The following is an 18,156-nucleotide window of genomic DNA, read 5'->3' on the forward strand; positions in this document are numbered from 1 at the left end:
GTCCGGGCCGCCCTACCTCGCTCTTCCCCCGGATGCCACATTCGGCGTAACCAAGTCACTCCATCGGCCGTTTGCGGGCCACCTGCCCGCCCGCGAGCGAATCCCTGGATGTGTTGTGCCCCGGTTCAGTGTCATCGTGCCCGCGTACCGGGTCCAGGCGTATCTGCACGCGTGTCTCGACTCCGTGCTGAACCAGTCGTTCAAGGACTACGAGATCATCGTGGTCGACGACTGCTCACCGGACGCCTGCGGCTCGATCGCCGACGAGTACGCGGCGCGCGACCCCCGGGTCGGCGTCGTCCACCTCCCCCGCAACGAGGGCCTGGGGCCCGCCCGCAACGCCGGTCTGTCCCGGGCCGTCGGGGACTACCTGCTCTTCCTCGACGGTGACGACACCTTCACCCCCGAGGCGCTCCAGACCATCGCCGACCGCCTGGAGACCACCGGCGGCCCCGACGTCCTCGTCTACGACTACGCCCGCGCCTACTGGTCCGGCGAGAGCGTCCGCAACACCTTCGCCCGGTGCCTGACCGAGAGCGGACCGGCCTCCTTCCGGCTGGCGGACCGGCCCGAACTGCTCAAGGTCCTCATGGTCGTCTGGAACAAGGCCTACCGGCGGGAGTTCGTCGAGGCGGAAGGGTTCACCTTCCCGCCCGGCTACTACGAGGACACCCCCTGGACCTACCCCGTCCTGATGTCCGCCGGGTCGATCGCCGTCCTGGACGCCGTCTGCGTCGCCTACCGCCAGCGGCGCCGGGGCAACATCCTCTCCACCACCACCCGCCGGCACTTCGACGTCTTCGACCAGTACGACCGCGTGTTCGCCTTCATCGACGCCCGGCCCGAACTCGCCGTCTGGCGACCGGTGATGTTCCGCCGGATGCTCGACCACTTCTCGACCCTGTTCACCTCGCGCGGCCGCCTCCCCCGGGGCACCCGGGCGCAGTTCTTCCGCCGCGCCCGCGCCCACTGCGCCCGCCACCGCTCGCCGGGCGCGGCCGTACCGCGCCGCGCCCGGCTGCGGCACGCGCTGTTCCGGCTGGGCGCCCACCGCACGTACCGCGCCCTGTGGGCCGGGCAGCGGGCCTGCCGGGGGGTGCGGCAGGCCGCAACGGCGGCCCGCAGGGCCGTGCGCGCGGCCGCCCTCCAACTCCACTACCGCCTCCAGCTGTGCCTGCCGCTGCGGCCCGCCGAGGCGGTGTTCGCCGCCTACTGGAACCGCGGGTACACCTGTAGCCCCGCCGCCCTGGAGGCCACCGCGCGTGCCCTCGTCCCGGGGCTGCGCACCGCGTGGATCTGCCGCCCCGAGGACGCGCACACCGTCCCGGGCGCCACCCGGGTGCTGCACCCGGGGACGGCGGCGTACTGGACGGCGCTGGCGCGTTCCCGGTACCTCGTCAACAACGTCAACTTCGACCGGCGGCTGGTCAAGAGGCGCGGTCAGGTCATGGTGCAGACCCACCACGGCACCCCCCTGAAGACCATGGGGACCGACCTCGTGCACCGCCCCGCCGCGGCCGGGACCATGGACTTCGGCCAGCTCCTGCGCAACATCGACAAGTGGGACTTCTCGCTCTCCGCCAACCAGCACTCCACCCTGGTGTGGGAGCGCACCTACCCCTCCCGGTACACCACGCTGGAGTACGGCAGCCCGCGCAACGACGTCTTCCACCGCACCCGCCCCGAGGAGATCGCCCGGCTGCGCGCGCGGCTGGCCGTCCCCGAGGGCAGTACGGCCCTGCTGTACGCCCCCACCCACCGCGACTACCGGCGCGGCCCGCACCACCCGCTGGACCTGGAGCAGTTCGTGCGGGTGCTCGGGCCCCGCTTCGTGGTCCTGGTCCGCTCCCACTACCTCGACACAGCGCCCCGGGCCACGGCGGGGCGCGCCCCGCACCCGCAGATCATCGACGTCGGCGACCACCCGTCCGTCGAGGAACTCTGCCTCGCCTCGGACGCGCTGGTCACGGACTACTCCTCGCTGATGTTCGACTACGTCAACCTGGACCGCCCCGTCGTCCTGTTCCTGGAGGACCGGCAGGCGTACGAGGCGGCCCGCGGCACCTACTTCGACCTGGAGGCGTTCCCGCCCGGCGCGGTCTCCCGCAGCCAGGAGGAGCTGCACGAGATCTTCGCGACGGACCACTGGCGCGGCCCCCGCTCGGCCCAGCGCCGGGCCGCGTTCCGGGCCCGGTTCTGTCCGTACGACGACGGGCACGCGGCGGAGCGGGTGGTGCGCCGGGTCTTCCTCGGCGACACGTCGGGGCTGCCGCTGCCGGTCTCCTCGGGCGGCCGGCGGCCCTCCGGGGTGCCCCGGCAGGTGACCGTACGGGAGTACACCAACGGGTGAGACGGTCCGGGGCGCCCGGGCGCCCCGGAGCCCTCCGAAGGCTCAGCGCTCCAGGAGCGCGAACAACTCCTCCCAGCGGCGCACGGTCTCCGCCTCCGAGAACCGCTGGACCCCGGTCCGCGCCCGCTCCCCCATCGCGTCCCGCATCCGGGGGTTGCCGGTCAGCCGCAGCAGCCGGTCGGCCAGCGCGCCGATGTCCCCGGCGGGCGCGAGCAGCCCGTCCTGGCCGTCCCGCACGATCTCCCGCACCCCCGGCGCGCAGTCGAACGCCGCACAGGGCACCCCGCTCGCCATCGCCTCCATCAGCGCCAGCGGGAACCCCTCGCCCCGGGAGGACTGGACGAAGACGGAGGAGCGGGCGAGCGCCCCGGGCACGTCGTCCGTGCGGCCCCGCCACCGCACCGAACCGTCCAGCCCCAGGCCGGTGCACCGGGCCCGCAGGGCCGCCTCGTCCTCGCCCGCCCCGTACACGTCCAGGGTCCAGTCGGGACGCCGGGGAGCGACCAGCGCCCAGGCGTCCAGGAGCATGTCGATGCCCTTCTGGTCGGTGAGCCGGCCGATGCTCGCCACCGACTTCGCGGTGCGCGGCGAGGGCACCGGGGGCAGCCCGGCCAGGGCGTTGGGCATGAAGCCGACGTTGTCCATCCCGTCGCCGGCCCAGTCGTCGGCGTCCTCCTCGGTGAGGACGAGCCAGCGGTCGAGGTCCGCGTAGTGGCTCTTGACCCAGCGGTAGCGGTGGCTCGCCCGCGAGTAGTCGTAGGACTCGTGGCTCATCCCGATGACCTTCAGACCGCCGGTGTCCGCCTCGCCGACCCACTCCATCGCCCAGACCTGGGTGACGATCACCACCCCGCCCGGCCGCGCCTCCCGGAAGATCCCGGAGAGCCGCTCCACCGCCCTCCGCTTGGCCTTCACCCTGGCCGCCTCCCGCCGCCGGGACGGGATCCGGAAGCGGTCCCGGACGCCCTGAGGCTCCCAGGGCGTCGGCGGGTGCGCCGGGTAGAGGGCGGTGACCGGGTAGTCGGGCGGGTCGGGCAGGGCCATCGTCAGCTCGGCGGCGTGCACCCCGATGACGTGCACCCGGTGGCCCCGCTCCTGGAAGAGGTGAGCGGTGCGGTGCGCCCACCCCGTCACCCCGCCCAGTTCGTCGGTGCTGTTGGCGACGACGAAGACGTCACGGCCGGTACTCATCGGCGGTCCTCCCCCGGATCGGTGGTGCGGGTGGTGCGGGACAGATGACGGGCGAAGACGGCGTCCACCACGGCGCGCGCCGCGTCCCCCCGGTCGTAACCGCCGAACTCCCGGGCGAAGGCGGTACGTTCCGCCTGGAACCCGGCGTCCGCGGCCTTGAGGCGGTCGAAGACCTCGAACAGCTCGTCCTCGGTCTCCGCCACCGGTCCGGGCGCCTTCTCCCGCAGGTCGAAGTAGCTGCCCCGTTCGGCGGCGTAGGCGTCCAGGTCGGGCGCGAACAGCACGACCGGCCGGTCCAGGAGCGCGTAGTCGAACATGATCGACGAGTAGTCGGTGATCAACGCGTCCGCGAGGACGAGGAGTTCGGCGGTGTCATGGTGGTCCGACACGTCCACGACCGTCCCGGGCGGGCACACGGGCAGGTTCGCGGCCTCCAGGTAGTGCGCCCGCACCAGCAGGGTGTACCGGTCGCCGAAACGTTCCGCGAAACGCGCGACGTCCAGCGGGAGCCGCCGCCGCCCGCGCCGGCCGGGCCCGCCCCGGAACGTCGGCGCGTACAGCACGACCTGGCGGTGGTCGTCCAGGCCCAGCCGCTCCGCGAGCGGTCCGCGCGGCAGCCGCCCCTCGGCCCCGTCCCGGGCACGCGCCGCGAACAGGACGTCGTTGCGCGGGTATCCGGTGCGCAGCAGCGTCCGTTCGGGCAGCCGGTAGGCGTGCGCGAGGGTGTGTACGTCGTGCTCGGAGCGGACCAGGAAGTGGTCGAAGCGGTGGACGGCCTGCTGGAGCAGCTCGCGCCGGGGGGCGTTCGCCATGCGCACCCGGGTCTCGTCGAAGCCCATGCGCTTGTACGCCGACCCGTGCCAGGTCTGGAGGTAGGTGGTGCCGGACGGCTTGCGCAGACGCTGCGGGAAGCCCTGGTTGTCGATCCAGTACTCCGCGCGGGCCAGCTCCCACAGGTACCGCCAGGACCAGCGGCGCACCAGCGGCTCACCGGCCGGGAACCCGTCCCGGGAGCGGTCGTACGACCAGACGCAGCGCAGCGGCAGCCCCCGTCGGCGTACCTCCTGGTGGACGGCCCGGGGGCTGTCGCCGTAGCAGGTGCCCATGTGGCTCTCGAACACCGCGGACCCCCGGCGCACGGGCAGCCGCAGGAGCCAGGAGTGGTACACGGAGGTCTTGAAGGCCCGGGAGCGCAGCCGGTCACGGCGCCTGCCCAGGGCGCGCAGCAGCAGTCTGGCCTTGCGCGCGGGACGGAAGTGGGTGGCGTAGTGGACCGCCCGCCGGACGGTGCGGGCGGGGCGGCCGTGGGCTTCGAGACGGAACGCCAGATGGTCCTTGAGGGTGACGTAGGGCTGCCAGGTGTCACCCGCCAGGAGGCCGAGCCGGGGACGGGCCGGGGAGCGGTCCGCCGGGCCCACGAGTCCGTGCGGGGCGAAGAGGTCGCTGACCGCGTGGACGGGGCCGTCATCGACGATCATCCGGGCGTCCCAGATGGTGTCCCGGACGCCGAGGGGGCGCAGGAGGCGGGTGAGGTCGGCGCGGGCGCGCCAGCTGATCCCGGTGGCGTCGCGCCGCAGTTCCGCGACGGGCAGGCTCACGGCGCGCTCCCCGTCGCGGACCCGGAACTCCAGCCGGGCCGTGGCCGCGGGCCCCGGCCCGGTGTGGCCGGGCAGCACGAGACGGCCTTCGAGCAGGACGCGGCCGCCCTCGGCCTCGTAGCGGGTCAGTCGGTTCATCAGCCGCAGCTCGCCGAACGCGCTGTGCTGGTGGCCGAGTCCGGTGACGTCCAGCGCGGGGTCCGCCTCGCCGTCCCGCCACCGGACCCGGCCGCCGTCCGTCACGACCAGCGGCGAGGCCACGCTGCCACGCCTGCGCAGCGCGTACGCGGCACCGAGCACCCCGTCCGCGTCGCCTCGCTCCAGCAGCCGTACGCCGACCCGTTCGACCGGCGGGAGCGTGAGCAGCGCCGGATCCGGGACGCACCCGGGCAGGACCCGGGCCGCCGTGGCCGCCAGCCGGTCGCGCTCGGCGGCGGGAAGCGTGGGGAAGGCGTGCACCAGGGCGACGAGGCGGTCGAGCGGGAAGGCGCGTTCCCGCTCCTCGCGCAGGGCGCCCGCCCCCCGGGCCTCCAGCAGGTCGCGGATCCGGCGGTGCGCCTCGATGCGGCCCGCGAGGTCGCGGCCGGGTTCGGCGGCGGCCCGCCCGGAGACGATCCGGCGGCGCACGAGGGCGATCCGGCCGACCGACAGCGCCACCCGTGCGCCGAAGACGCTCTCGCTGGGGCCGAGGTCCTCGTCGTAGCGCGCCCCGAACCGCTCCAGGGCCGCCCGCCGCAGGCAGAACCCCGTCACCAGGGCGTCCCGTACGACCAGTTCGGGGGCGTCGGTGAGCTTGGTGACCACCCGGGAACGCGGGAACAGGGCCTGCTGCCAGGGGGGTTCCTGTTCCTTGGTGCCGTCCTCGGTGAGTCTGCTCCAGCATCCGGCGACCAGCTCCGCCCCGGTGCGTTCACCGGCCTCCCAGAGGGTGCGGCAGGCGTGCCGCCGGAGGCGTTCGCCGTCGCAGAGGACGAGGACGTAGGTGCCCCGGGCCGCGGACAGCCCGGCGTTGCGCGCCACGGCGGGGACGTCCCCGGGCGCGTCGGTGTCCAGGACGCGGACCCGGTCCGGGAAGCGCCCGGCGTACGCGCCGGCCGCCGCCCGGACCGGGGCGTCGGTGCCGGAGGGCAGCACGACCAGGGCCTCGACGGCGCGGAGGGACTGGTCGATGACCGACTCCACGGACGTCCGCAGCGCCGCCGCACCGCCCGGTCCCGGTGTGATCACACAGCTGACGTCGGGGGCGCTCATGCCTGGACCCCCTTCAGCATCGCGTCCACGACCCGGGCCGCGGCCGTCCCGTCGTCGAGGTCGCAGAACGACTCGCGGAATCCGGCGTACGCGTCCCGGTGGGCGGCGGTCGCGGCCTCCGGGTCACGCAGCGCCTCGATCACCCCGGCGGTGGTGGGCAGGAGCGGCCCGGGGGCCCGGTTCTCGAAGTCGAAGCAGAAACCGCGCAGGGTGTCGCGGTAGTGCTCCAGGTCGTGGGTGTGGAAGAGCATGGGGCGGCCGGTCTGGGCGAAGTCGAACATCAGGGACGAGTAGTCGGTGACCAGGACGTCGCTGACGAGCATCAGCTCGGTGACGTCGGGGTGGCGTGAGACGTCGCGGACGGTGGCGTCCTTCGGGACGCTCCCGCCGACGAGGTAGTGGCGGCGCACCAGCAGCACATGGTCCTCACCGAGCGCCCGCCGGACCTCGTCCAGGTCGAGGGCGAGGTCGAGGGCGTAGCGTCCGCCCCGCCGGGGCCGGTCCTCGCGCCAGGTCGGGGCGTACAGGACCACCCGGTGGCCCTCGGGCACGCCGAGGGTCTGCCGGAGGGCGGCGGCGACCTTCGCGCGGTCCGGGGCGTACAGCAGGTCGTTGCGCGGGTAGCCGCACTCCAGGACCTCGCCGGTGTATCCGAAGGCGCGGCGCAGGACCGGGGTGGAGAAGGAGTTCGGCGAGACGAGGACGCTCCACTGGGCCGAACGCCGGGGCATGGACGCCATGTAGGCGGCGTCCGCGTGCGGGGTGCCCTCCAGGTCGCGTCCGACGCGCTTGAGCGGGGTGCCGTGCCAGGTCTGGACGACGTACTGCCCCTCGGCCCGTTCGAACCACTCCGGGAGATGGGTGTTGGTGACGATCCACCGGCTGCGGGCCAGCGCCTCGTACCACTCGGCGCTGTACAGGGTCACCGGGCACACCCCGGGGGGCACGGCGGCCTGCTGGTCGCGCACCACCCACAGGTGTGCGACACCGGTGTCGCGGCGGGCCAGCTCCTCGTGGACGGCGCGGGGCGAGTCCGAGTACTGCCGCCCGTCGAAGCTGGCGTACAGCACGGCCTCACGGAGGGCACCACCCCGGGCCGCCGCGTACGCCTCGCGCAGCCGCCGCTGCCCGTACGCGCCGCGCTCGCGCACCGCCAGCACGCTGCCGGACTCCAGGCAGAGCCGGTCGTGGAAGCGGCGCTGGAGGGTGAAGCGGCGTCCGCCCGCCTCCTGGTGCGACGGCAGCGCGGCGTGCAGTTGGGGGGCCAGCCGCAGGGGAAGGTAGCGGTCCGGGTCCGTCTCGCCCCGCTCCCGCAGGAAGGGGTACCAGCGCCCCTCGGCGAGCGGCAGCACCCCGGCGAGGGAGGCGACGGCCCCGGGGGCCACGGCCGCGCGGAAGGCGTCCGCCTCCCGTTCCGCGGCGACGGTGTTCTCCTCCTGGTGGCCGCTGTGGCGCAGGACCAGCTCGACGGGTCCGGCGGACGCCGAGGGGCAGGTGCCCTCCAGGAGGAGGCCGGCGTCGTCCGTCCACCGCACCCGGGTGAGGACCGGCTGGGCGCACCGGTCGGTCAGCACGAGGTCGCCGGAGGGGTTGGCGGCGGCGTACACCTCGCGGCCGCCGGACACCGGATACCGCGCGGCGTCGGTCTCCGGCCGGACGGCGACCGCCGTCCTGCGGACGCCGGTGACCAGGTGGACGCCCCAGTCGCCGTCCGCACCGGCGAACGACGTGAGGGGCACCTCGGCGACGACGGTGCGGCCGTCCTCGACGGCACCGGTCTCCGCCGTGCCTCTCTCCGCCGTGCCGGTCTCCGCCGGGTCGCCGTCCGTGGGGGCCGGCCGGTCGGGGGCCGTCCGGTCGGGGGCCGTCCGCGCCACGGGCATCAGGGGGTACTCCCGGTGCTCCTTGGTGTGCCACTCCTGGATCCGCAGGGCGGTCGGTGTCCCGCCGCCCAGGACCCGTACCGCGATCCGGATGCCGTCGCCCGCCTCGGTCGGCCGGTGCCCGGCCAGTACGGCGTCGATCCGCTCGGCGCGCAGTTCCAGCTTGTTGCCGGAGAGTACGGGCACCACCCGGGTGCGCCCGTCCACGTACCGGACGGCGGGCGCGGCCGGGTTTCCCAGCAGGCGCATCGGTCCGCGCCTCGGCCGCCCGCCGCCGAGCACCAGCGCCTCCAGCTTCCAGACGGCCGGGGTGGACCCGGACGCCCTCCGCCCGGCGAGCCGGCGCGGGTCCACCACCGTGCTGAAGCCGGACCGCTCGTAGCCGTGCAGCGAGCGTCCCGACCCGGCCGCCGCCTCGTCCGTCGCCGCCGTGCGCATCCGGAGCGGGACCAGCCGGCGGCCCGCCCGGAGCCACCCGGCCACCGGCGGGCCCCCCGGGGCGTTGCGGACGTACGCGTATCCCGACAGGTGCAGCAGCCCGTCCCGCCACACGGCCTCGGTCAGATGCGCGTGCACCGGGAGGTCCGCGGCCGACAGCGCGGTCACCCGGTGCGGCAGCGGTTCCCGGACCCCCGGGAACTGGGCCCGCGGCCGCAGCAGACCCCGCACGTGGAAGGTGTCGCGGTCGGTGGCCTCATGGGCGAGCAGGGCCAGCAGTTCGGCCGCCCGGCCCTCCCGGATGAGCTGCCACTTGACCCGCAGGTGCAGCGGCAGCCCGTCGAACACGGCGGGGCCGACGGTGTCCGCGAAGGCGTTGGCATGGGTGAGGAAGGCCTCCCGGAAGGCGGCGTCACCCTCCCCGAACGCCTCCATGAACAGCCACAGGTCCCCGCAGAGCACATGCTCCTGGTAGCGCCGCCGGGCCTCCGTCATGCCGCGCTCCGCGAGGAACGCGCTGACGGCGCTCACCGCCGTGACCCGGTCCCGGATGCCCCGGGCGACCGCCCGCCGGGTGGTGATCGATCCGTCGCGGTCCCGCCAGTGGTAGACCGGCGCCTCCACGACGTCCACGCCCTCGGCCAGGAAGTGCGCGGGCAGCACCACGGCGATGTCCTCGTACAGCACCCCGGTGGGGAAGGCGAAGCCGTGGCGGTCCCAGAACGACCTGCGGAACACCTTGTTGCAGGCGATGCGGTCACCGAGCAGGAGCCAGTCCCGGGTGACATGGGTGGACCGGCGGGGCCTCTCCATCGGCTTCCGGAACATCGGGGACTGCTCCAGCGTCCCGCCGGCCCGTAGCCGCAGCACGTTGCCGGTGGCGAAGTCTGAACCGGAGGAGTCCAGTTCGCCGATCATGCGCGCGTAGGCACCGGAGGGTACGACGTCGTCGCTGTCCACGAACGCCAGGAACTCCCCGTCCGGGTGGGCCTGTCCGGCCCCGGCGTTGCGGGCCGCGCCGAGCCCGGCGTTCTCCTGCCGGATCAGCCGGAAGCGCGGGTCCTTCCGGGAGAACTCCAGTGCCACGCCCGCGCTGTTGTCCGTGGAGCCGTCGTCGACCATGACGACCTCCAGGTCGGACATCGTCTGTCCGGCCAGTGACTCCAGGCAGGCTCCGAGGTACTCCTCGACGTTGTAGAGCGGGACGACGACGGTGAGACGGGGTGCCATGTGCTGCGCACGATCCTTCCGGGCGGACAACATCGTTCAACGGGTTGCTGATTGACGAACGAGCCCCGTGCCGGGAAGGCAACGGGGCTCGCGACGGCCGTCGGCCGGGAAGCCGGCCAAAGAGCGGGCCGGGAGTCGGCGGGAAGGCCGGCCGGGAAGGGTCTCAGGGCTTGACGGCGATCCGGCCCTCGTCCATCCGGAGCAGCAGCAACCGCTCGCCGGTCCGCTCCAGGAACTCGTCCACGGCCTGGCGTGAGCCCTGCCAGTAGCCGTAGTCGTCGATCAGCAGGACACCGCCGCTGACCAGGCGCCCGTACAGATGTTCCAGCTCGTGCCGGGTCGAGGCGTACCAGTCGGTGTCCAGCCGGAGGATCGCGATCTGCTCCGGGGCCTGCCCGGGGACGGTGTCCTCGACCTTCCCGCGCACGTAGTGGACGCGCTCCTCGGGGTACGCGACGCCCGCGAAGCCCTCCTTGACGTCCTCCAGCGAGGCGACCGCCCAGATCGGCCGGTCCTTGCCCTGGGCGTCCAGGAGTTCCTGGGCGGACCTGCCGTCACGCCGCAGGTCCTCCGCGGTGGGCGGGGTCATGCCCTCGTAGGTGTCGAAGAGGTACAGGTCCCGGTCCTTCTCGCCGAGCGAGAGCAGGGTCCTGGCGCAGGCCTGCATCGACCCGCCGCGCCACACCCCGCACTCGACGACGGCACCGGGGATGTCGTGCCGGACGATGTGCCGGGTGGCCAGGACGAAGGCGTTGAGGCGCTCCGGGGAGGTCATCGTGTACGGCTTGACCGCGCGGAGGATGTCCTTCGCCTCGTCGTCGTAGTCCGCGGGGAACTGCGGCGGCGGCTTCGCCGCGACGGGCTTCACGACCGCGCGTCCCGCCGCCGCGGGCTTCACCACGGGCGCCTTCACGGCCGCGCGAACCGCCGCCGGGGGCTTCGTCGCGTCCGGCTGCGGGGCGGTGCGGGGAGCGGGCACGGGCACGCGCCTGAGCTGATAGCCGGTGAGTTGCTGAAGGACGCCGTTGACGGCGTTGCGCCAAGCCATGGGCCGGGACAGTACGCGCGGTTTGCGGCTCATGTCATCTTTCGTCAACCTGTGGTTGATGGGGCCGCGGCGCTGTCAGGGCGCCCGCACCGGGCCCGTCCGTCGAGCGGCCTCGGCAGCGGCACCCGGTCCACTCCCCCGGCCCGGTTGGCCCACCACACGGCCGTCTCGCGTACCGCGAAGTCGGCCAGCCGGTTCTTCAGCCGGGTCACCGGGCGGCGGTCAGGGAGCGGCCGGCGGAACACGCCCACCGAGTCACCCCAGTAGGCGGCCCCGGCGTCGATGGAGCCGTAGTCGTGCCAGATGCCCCGGGACGGCGGGAAGTCCGTGTAGGCCTCGCGGAGTTCCAGACGCGCGTGGGCGGCGAGCGCGCGGAAGCCGTCGGGGTAGTAGCGCCAGCAGTCCTGCGCGTCGTGGACGTGTCCGCGCGAGGGGGCGGTGACGAAGGCGTGGCCGCCGGGCCGCAGCACCCGGGCGATCTCCAGCATCGACGCCCAGAAGAACGGGATGTGCTCGAACGCCTGCCCGGACAGGACGACATCGGCGCTGCCGGACTTCACGGGGATCCGGTAGGGACGGGTCATCACCACGTCCACGTTGGGCCCGTCGGCCACGTCCACGCCGACGTACTCGACGTCGTGACCGGCCAGCAGCCCCCGGTGGGTGCGGGTCTGCTTCCCGGAGATCCGCGACCCCAGGTCCACCACACGGTGCCTGCCGGACGGGGGCAGGTACTCCTGGACGCAGAGCGCCATCTGCTCGTAGGCGGACCGGTGCATGCCTTCTCCCGACGTCGGTGTGTGCGCGAGCTGTTGAGCACAACGACGGCGGGGCGCCCGGGAGTCGCCCCGTACGGGTGACGCGGCGCTCACCCCTGGGGCGCCGCGCCTCCCGGGCCGGCGCGGAAGAGCCGCCGCACCACCCGTTCCGCCGCCTGCCCGTCGTCGTACGGGCAGAAGCGGGCGCGGAACGCCGTGCGGAGCGCCGCCGCCTCCGGGGAGCGCCACGCCCCGGTGAGCAGCAGCTCCCGCAGCTCGTCCTCCGTGGTGGCGACCGCCCCCGGGGTGTCCCCGGGACGCCCGGAGAGCAGATCGACGTAGGTACCGCGCGCCGCCCGGTAGGCGGCCCAGTCCGGGGCGTAGGTGATGATCGGACGGTCCAGGCAGGCGTAGTCGAACACCAGGGACGAGTAGTCGCTGATCAACGCGTCGGACGCCAGGCAGAGTTCCTCGACCGAGGGGTGACCGGTCACGTCGAGGACCCCGTCCCCGGCCGGGTGCCCGGTGGAGCGTCCGTAGAAGTAGTGGGCGCGCACCAGCAGGACGTACTCCTCGCCCAGCGCGCGTGCCAGGCGCTCCGGGTCGAGGTGGGGCACGAAGCCCTTCCGGTAGTCGCGGTGGGTCGGCGCGTACAGCAGGACCGTGCGCCCCGGGGCGATGCCGAGCCCGGCGCGGATCTTCGCGGCCCGCTCCGGGGGCGCCGTGAAGTAGACGTCGTTGCGCGGGTAGCCGTACGCCACCTGCTCGTACGAGGCGGGGTAGACCCGGTCCCAGATCTCGGTGGTGTGCGGGTTGGCGGACAGGCTGAGGTCCCACTGGTCGGCGTGGGCGAGGACCCGTTCGTAGCTGACGCCGGCGGTGAGGGCCGGGTAGGGCAGCTGGTCCAGGCCCATGGTCTTCAGCGGGGTCCCGTGGTGGGTCTGGAGGTAGACCTGCCCGGGACGCTTGGTGAAACCGCCCGGGAAGCTGGAGTTGTTGACGAGGTACGTGGCGGTGGCCATGGCCCGCCAGTAGGCCCGGGACCCCTCGATCACGTACGGCACGCCCGGGGGCATCCGGTCCAGGTGCCGGGAGGAGACGGCCCAGACGCCCCGGATGTGCGGGACGAGTTCGCGGGCCTTGGCGTAGACGGCCGCCGGGTTGCAGGCGACGCCCCTGTTCCAGTACGCCCCGTAGACCGCCAGGTGCGGGTCGAGGGACCGGTGCAGATCGGTGCGGTACGCGGCCCGCATCACCCGGGTGCGCAGCGCCTTGCGACCGGCGCCCACCGTGGTGCGCGCCCGCGTGCGCTGGGCGCGCACGGTCTCCCGGGTGCGGTGGGAGACATACCGTCCGGGCAGACCGGCCGCCCGGAAGAACGCCCGCCGGTCCTCCGGGGCGATCCGGCCGGGGTCCTCCAGGACCGCCTCCAGGTGCGCGGTACGCAGGGCGCGGACGCGCGGGTCGTCCCCGGTGGCCTCCGCCAGCCGCGCGTAGGCGTCGATGACCGCGAAGTGGGCGCGCCCGGGAGTCGTGGCGAAGGTACCGGCGCGCCGAGGCCGGTGGCGTACGCAGACGTGGTCCAGGACCGCCAGGGTGGAGGCGTCGGTGGCGAGGAGCGCCGCCCGGTGCACGGGCACCACGTCGTCGTAGGGGCCCTCGGTGAAGCGCAGCCGGTGCGCGGTCCAGAAGGCGCGGCGGAAGAGCTGGGCGCGGGCGGCGGGGAGGGTGTCGTCGCCGGGCCGGACGACACCCCGCCAGTCGGCCTCGTCATGACCGACGCGCAGCACGTCGGGGTGGTCCTCCGCCAGCCTCGCGGCGATCGCCTCCAGGGCGCCGGGGAGCAGGTGGTCGTCGCCGTCCAGGAAGAGCAGGTACGCGCCCCGGGCCTCGGCGGCCCCGGCGTTGCGCGCCGCGCCCTCCGGGTGCGCGTGGCCGCCCGCGTTCCGCAGCACACGCACCCGGGGGTCGCGTTCCGCGAACTCCCGTGCGACGGCCGGGCCGTCGCCCGGTGGGCCGGTCTCGACGGCGAGCACCTCCCGGTCGGCCGCCGTCCCGGCCGCCGTCGGGCCGGTCAACGACTCCAGGGCCGCTCGCAGATGACCCTGGGCGTGACGGACGGGCATGACGACGCTGAGGAGCATGGCAGCCGAGCGTAGTGCGGTCCGTGCGCCGGGCCCGCGCGCCTTCACCCGTTCGGGTCAGCTCCGGTGACCCCGGGCGTTCTGCCGGGTTGAGTTGTGCATGAAGCCACTCCTCAGTGTCGTCGTCCCCGTGCACAACGTCGAGGAGTACCTGGAGGAGTGCCTCACCTCGCTGGCCCGCCAGTCGGTGGACGCCGTCGAGGTGGTGACGGTCGACGACGGCTCGACCGACGGGAGCCGCCGGATCGCGGAGGAGTTCGCCGCGCGGGACAGGCGCTTCCGCTGCGTCCACCAGGCCAACGCGGGTCTGAGCGCGGCCCGCAACACCGGGGTCGCGCACACCACGCCCGGGGTGCCGTACCTGGCGTTCGCCGACAGCGACGACCTCGTCGTCCCCGACGCGTATGCGCGGATGCTGGCCTCCCTGGAGTCGACCGGCTCCGATCTGGTGACGGGCAACGTGTGGCGGCTGACCGCCCAGGGGCCCCGGCAGGCCTGGCAGTACCGCTGGCTGACCGCCGACCACCCCCGCACCCATGTCACCCGTGATCCACGGCTGCTGGCCGACCGGGTCGCCTGGAACAAGGTGTTCCGGCGCTCCTTCTGGGACGAGCACGCCTTCACCTTCCCGGTCGGCAGGCTCTACGAGGACGCCCCGGTGATGATCCCGGCGCACCACCTCGCCCGCTCGGTGGACGTCCTGCACCGGCATGTGTACCTCTGGCGGGTCCGCGAGGGCTCGATCACCCGGCGGCGCACGGACGTGCGGGGCGTACGGGACCGGATCGCCGCCTGCGAGCGGGTCAGCGCGTTCCTCGCGGGACGCGGGGCCGGGCAGCGCGCGCGGTACGACGCGTCCTGCCTGCGGGACGACTTCGTGTACTTCCTGGAGGGCCTGCCGATGGGCGGGCCCTCCTACCGGGAGGCGTTCATGGCGGACGCGGGCGCCTTCCTCGACCGGGCGGGGGACGCGGCCCTGGAGGGGCTGCCGGCCGAGGCGCGGATCAGATGGCGGCTGGTGCGCGAACGCAGGCTGGACGAGCTGCTGGCCGTCCTGGACTTCGAACGGGCCAACGGGACGGGGACGTTCACCGTCCGGGGGCCTTGGGGGCGGCGCCGCGCGGTGCACCCGGGGGCCGCGGGCGGGACGGCCGGGGCCCGGCTCGGCCGGGGTGACCTGCCCGCCGTGGCCCGGCTCGTGGAGGCGTCCTGGGGCACGGACGGACGGCTCACCCTGCGCGGGTACGCGTACATCCGCAACCTCCCCGCCGACGCGCCCCGGCACGCGCTGAAGGCGGCCCTGGTGCGCGAGGCGGGCGGTGGGCTGCCACGGCCCGTGCCGGTGCGGACCGTACCCATGCCCGAGGCGACCGCCGACTCCGGCCAGGAGACGCACGGTTACGACCACGCGGGCTTCGAGACGGTCCTCGACCCGGCACGGCTCGGGCCGGGCAGCTGGTTCGTGGGGGTGGTGGTGGCGGGCCACGGCGCCGTGCGCCGGGCGGCCCTGCGCGCGGTGGAGGCCCCGTCCGCGCAGCCCGTGGTCCACGATCTGCCCGACGGGCTGCGGGCGGTGCTCGGCTACCGGGGCGGGCGGCTCGCACTGACCGTGACCCGGCCGCCCGCCCTGGCGCTGGCCCACGACGGCGGGGAGGCCGTCGTGGAACTGACCGGCCGGTTCCACACCGAGGCCCCGCCCACGGCGCTGGTGCTGACCCGGGACGGAGCACCGGAGCGGGTCTGCCCGGTGCGCCGCGAGGACGGCGGACGGTTCACCGCGCGGATCCCCCTCACCGGGCTCGCCGGTCCCGGGGACGGCGGCACGCCCCGGGGGGACCTTCCGGACGAGGCCGGCCGCTGGCGGGCGGCCCTGGAGACGGCGGCCGGTTCCCGCGTCCCGCTCGCCGCCGCCCCGGACCTGCCGCCGCCCGTCTTCGCGGACGCCTCGGGCGACCTGGTGGTGGAGGTGCAGGCCGGGCCGTTCGCGGACGGCGCCGAGCACGGCCCGGGGGACGCGCTGCGGATCACGGGGGCGGGGACGGGAGCCGGGACGGGACCGGGCTCCGGGACGGGGGCGCGCTCCGGCGCGCTCGTGCTGCGGCACAGCACCCTCGGGGAGAGCGTGACCGTCCCCGTGGAGCCGCTGCCGGACGGCCGGTTCACCGCCGGCCTCGCGCTCCCGCCCCGGGAGGGCGACTGGGAGGTGTACGCGGACGGGAGTCCCGTACGCGTCCTGGGCGCGCTCGCCTCCCGGCTGCCGCTGGACGCCCCGGGACACGCCTTCCGGCTCGTCCGGCTGCACGGCGACCGGCTCGTCGTGCGCGCCGCCTCCCCGCTCACCGAAGCCGAGCGGGGCGCGTACCGCCAGGGCCGTCTGCGCACGGCGCACTACCCGGGGCAGCGCGCGCTGCCGCTCCGGGACACCGTCCTGTACACCGGGGGCGACTCCCCGCGCGCCGTGCACGCCGAGCTCGTGCGCCGGAGCACCGACGTCACCCACCTCTGGGTCACCGACGGTTCGGCGGCCGACGCGGACCGGGTGCCCCCGGCCGCCGTCCCCGTGGTGGCGTACAGCACCGCCTGGTACGAGGCGCTGGCCCGGTCCCGCCGTGTGGTCGCCGCGGAGCCGCTCCCCGCCTGGTTCGCCCGGCGCCCCGGCCAGACGGTGGCGCAGACCTGGCACGGCACCCCCCTCGGCCGGTTCGGTCTGGACCTCGCCGACACCCTGTACGCCGACCACCAGTGGCTGGCGTCGCTGCCGCACCGCTCCGCGCAGTGGTCGTTCCTGGTCTCCCCGAGCACCTTCGCCACCCCCCTGCTGCGGCGCGCCCTGGCGTACGGGGGCGAGGTGTTGGAGGCCGGTTCGCCCGCCGACGACCTGCTGTGCGCGCCGGGCCGGGAGAAGACCGCCGAGCGGGTGCGGCGGCGGCTCGGCGTCCCGGAGGGGCACCGCGTGGTGCTGTACGCGCCGACGTACCGCGACCATCTCGCCCTGACGCCGGGCGAGGTGCCCGGCCGGTCCCGTGCCTACCGGTGGGATCCCGCGCTGGACCTCTCCGCCCTGGCCGGCTCGCTGGACGACCGCACCACCCTGCTGGTCCGCCGGCACCCCCGGGTGACGGGGGACGTGCCGGCGGCTCCCGCGCTGCGGGACGTCTCGGGGCACCCGGACACGGCCGAGCTGCTGCTGATCGCGGACGTGCTGGTCACCGACTACGCGGGCCTGGTCTTCGACTTCGCGCTCACGGGCCGGCCGATGCTCTTCCACACCTACGACCTGGAGCACTACCGGGACACCGTGCGCGGCTTCTGCCTGGACTTCGAGGCCCGCGCGCCGGGCCCCCTGCTCGTCACCACGGACGAGGTGGCCCAGGCGCTGCGGACCACCACGGCGTCGGCCCGGCTGCACGCGGACGCCTACGACAGCTTCCGGAGGGACTACTGCGACCTGGACGACGGCTCCGCGGCGCGCCGTGTCGCGGACCGGCTGATGGCCGACGACGGCAGCTGAGCCCGCCCCTCCGGTTCACGAAAACCGGTGAGCGGTCCGGGAGCGGCCCCGGCGACGCCGCGCTCAGCCCTTGAGCGCCCGTACCGCCGAAGCCGCCAGGTCGTCCAGGTACCCCTTCGGCAGGGGGCCTCGGACCACGGCCAGCCGCCAGTACAGCGGCCCGACGATCAGGTCCAGGGCCCGGTCGGGATCGCTGCCCTCGGGCAGTTCACCGCGTTCGACCGCCGCCCGCACGACGACGGCGGCGACCCCCTGCTGCTGGTCCAGCAGAGCCGCCTTGATGGCGTCGGAGATCTCCGGGTTACGGGCCGCCTCGACCAGCAGGTCCGGGATGACCTGCGAGGCCACCGGGTGACGCAGGGCGTACGCGGCGAGCTCCAGGACGGCCCGTACGTCCCCGTACAGCGAACCCGTCGCCGGAGCGGGCATGCCCTGGGACGCGACGGCCGCGACCAGGTCGAGCACGAGGTGCAGCTTGGACTTCCACCGGCGGTAGACGGCGGTCTTGCCGACCCCCGCCCGCCGGGCGATGCCCTCGATCGACATCCGGGCGAAGCCCACGGAGGCCAGCTCCTCGAAGACGGCGCCGCGGATCGCGTCGGTCACGTCCTCGCGCAGCACCGCGGCACCTGCCGGGGTGCGGCGCCCGGTTCGCCGTTCGCTGGTCATGTCCCCGATGGTAAACGGTAACGACGGAACGGTTGCGTTGCGACGTACCGACGCCCTACCCTCAGCGTTGCGACGATACGGTCCC

General features: G+C 74.6%; 9 protein-coding genes. 2 read left to right on the forward strand and 7 right to left on the reverse strand.

Annotated elements, in window-relative coordinates:
• Positions 1–115 precede the first annotated feature (115 nt).
• Positions 116–2,350: a bifunctional glycosyltransferase family 2 protein/CDP-glycerol:glycerophosphate glycerophosphotransferase gene (locus B9S64_RS12040; protein ID WP_109492041.1), complete on the forward strand. Its 2,235-nt coding sequence runs from the start codon at positions 116–118 to the stop codon at positions 2,348–2,350.
• A 42-nt stretch (positions 2,351–2,392) separates the two neighbouring features.
• Here the strand turns inward: B9S64_RS12040 and B9S64_RS12045 are convergent, their stop codons facing one another.
• The 6 genes from B9S64_RS12045 to B9S64_RS12070 form a co-directional block, all read right to left on the reverse strand.
• Entirely contained in the window at positions 2,393–3,541 is a 1,149-nt protein-coding gene (locus B9S64_RS12045; RefSeq protein ID WP_103491374.1) for a glycosyltransferase, read from the reverse strand.
• On the reverse strand, positions 3,538–6,390 hold the full coding sequence (locus tag B9S64_RS12050; protein ID WP_103491373.1) for a CDP-glycerol glycerophosphotransferase family protein: 2,853 nt from the start codon (positions 6,388–6,390) through the stop codon (positions 3,538–3,540). Before B9S64_RS12050 ends, B9S64_RS12045 begins: the two co-directional genes overlap by 4 nt.
• Positions 6,387–9,941 carry a bifunctional glycosyltransferase/CDP-glycerol:glycerophosphate glycerophosphotransferase gene (locus B9S64_RS12055; RefSeq protein WP_103491372.1) on the reverse strand — a complete coding sequence of 1,185 codons (3,555 nt, stop codon included), beginning with the start codon at positions 9,939–9,941 and terminating at the stop codon, positions 6,387–6,389. The genes B9S64_RS12050 and B9S64_RS12055 overlap by 4 nt, the downstream gene beginning before the upstream one ends.
• A gap of 163 nt (positions 9,942–10,104) precedes the next feature.
• Complete coding sequence (locus tag B9S64_RS12060; RefSeq protein WP_181012292.1) at positions 10,105–11,022, reverse strand: TylF/MycF/NovP-related O-methyltransferase; 918 nt, start codon at positions 11,020–11,022, stop codon at positions 10,105–10,107.
• Between the two features lie 11 nt (positions 11,023–11,033).
• Complete coding sequence (locus B9S64_RS12065; protein ID WP_103491371.1) at positions 11,034–11,768, reverse strand: class I SAM-dependent methyltransferase; 735 nt, start codon at positions 11,766–11,768, stop codon at positions 11,034–11,036.
• A gap of 89 nt (positions 11,769–11,857) precedes the next feature.
• A complete protein-coding gene (locus tag B9S64_RS12070) occupies positions 11,858–13,891 on the reverse strand; it encodes a CDP-glycerol:glycerophosphate glycerophosphotransferase (RefSeq protein ID WP_103491370.1) in 2,034 nt (677 codons plus the stop codon).
• Between the two features lie 100 nt (positions 13,892–13,991).
• Between B9S64_RS12070 and B9S64_RS12075 the strand changes: the two genes are divergently transcribed.
• Entirely contained in the window at positions 13,992–17,402 is a 3,411-nt protein-coding gene (locus tag B9S64_RS12075; RefSeq protein ID WP_103491369.1) for a CDP-glycerol glycerophosphotransferase family protein, read from the forward strand.
• 63 nt (positions 17,403–17,465) lie between these two features.
• Here B9S64_RS12075 and B9S64_RS12080 read toward each other — a convergent pair whose 3' ends face one another.
• Positions 17,466–18,071, reverse strand: a complete 606-nt coding sequence (locus tag B9S64_RS12080; protein WP_103491368.1) for a TetR/AcrR family transcriptional regulator — start codon at positions 18,069–18,071, stop codon at positions 17,466–17,468.
• Between the last annotated feature and the right edge of the window lie 85 nt (positions 18,072–18,156).

The sequence above is a fragment of the Streptomyces sp. SM18 genome, assembly GCF_002910775.2.
In the GTDB taxonomy this organism is placed as follows: domain Bacteria; phylum Actinomycetota; class Actinomycetes; order Streptomycetales; family Streptomycetaceae; genus Streptomyces; species Streptomyces halstedii.

Coding starts and splice junctions, on each gene's coding strand:
- B9S64_RS12045 (WP_103491374.1), bottom strand. CDS start 3,541: ATGAGTACCGGCCGTGACGTCTTCGTCGTCGCCAACAGCACCGACGAA.
- B9S64_RS12050 (WP_103491373.1), bottom strand. CDS start 6,390: ATGAGCGCCCCCGACGTCAGCTGTGTGATCACACCGGGACCGGGCGGT.
- B9S64_RS12055 (WP_103491372.1), bottom strand. CDS start 9,941: ATGGCACCCCGTCTCACCGTCGTCGTCCCGCTCTACAACGTCGAGGAG.
- B9S64_RS12060 (WP_181012292.1), bottom strand. CDS start 11,022: ATGAGCCGCAAACCGCGCGTACTGTCCCGGCCCATGGCTTGGCGCAAC.
- B9S64_RS12065 (WP_103491371.1), bottom strand. CDS start 11,768: ATGCACCGGTCCGCCTACGAGCAGATGGCGCTCTGCGTCCAGGAGTAC.
- B9S64_RS12070 (WP_103491370.1), bottom strand. CDS start 13,891: ATGCTCCTCAGCGTCGTCATGCCCGTCCGTCACGCCCAGGGTCATCTG.
- B9S64_RS12075 (WP_103491369.1), top strand. CDS start 13,992: ATGAAGCCACTCCTCAGTGTCGTCGTCCCCGTGCACAACGTCGAGGAG.
- B9S64_RS12080 (WP_103491368.1), bottom strand. CDS start 18,071: ATGACCAGCGAACGGCGAACCGGGCGCCGCACCCCGGCAGGTGCCGCG.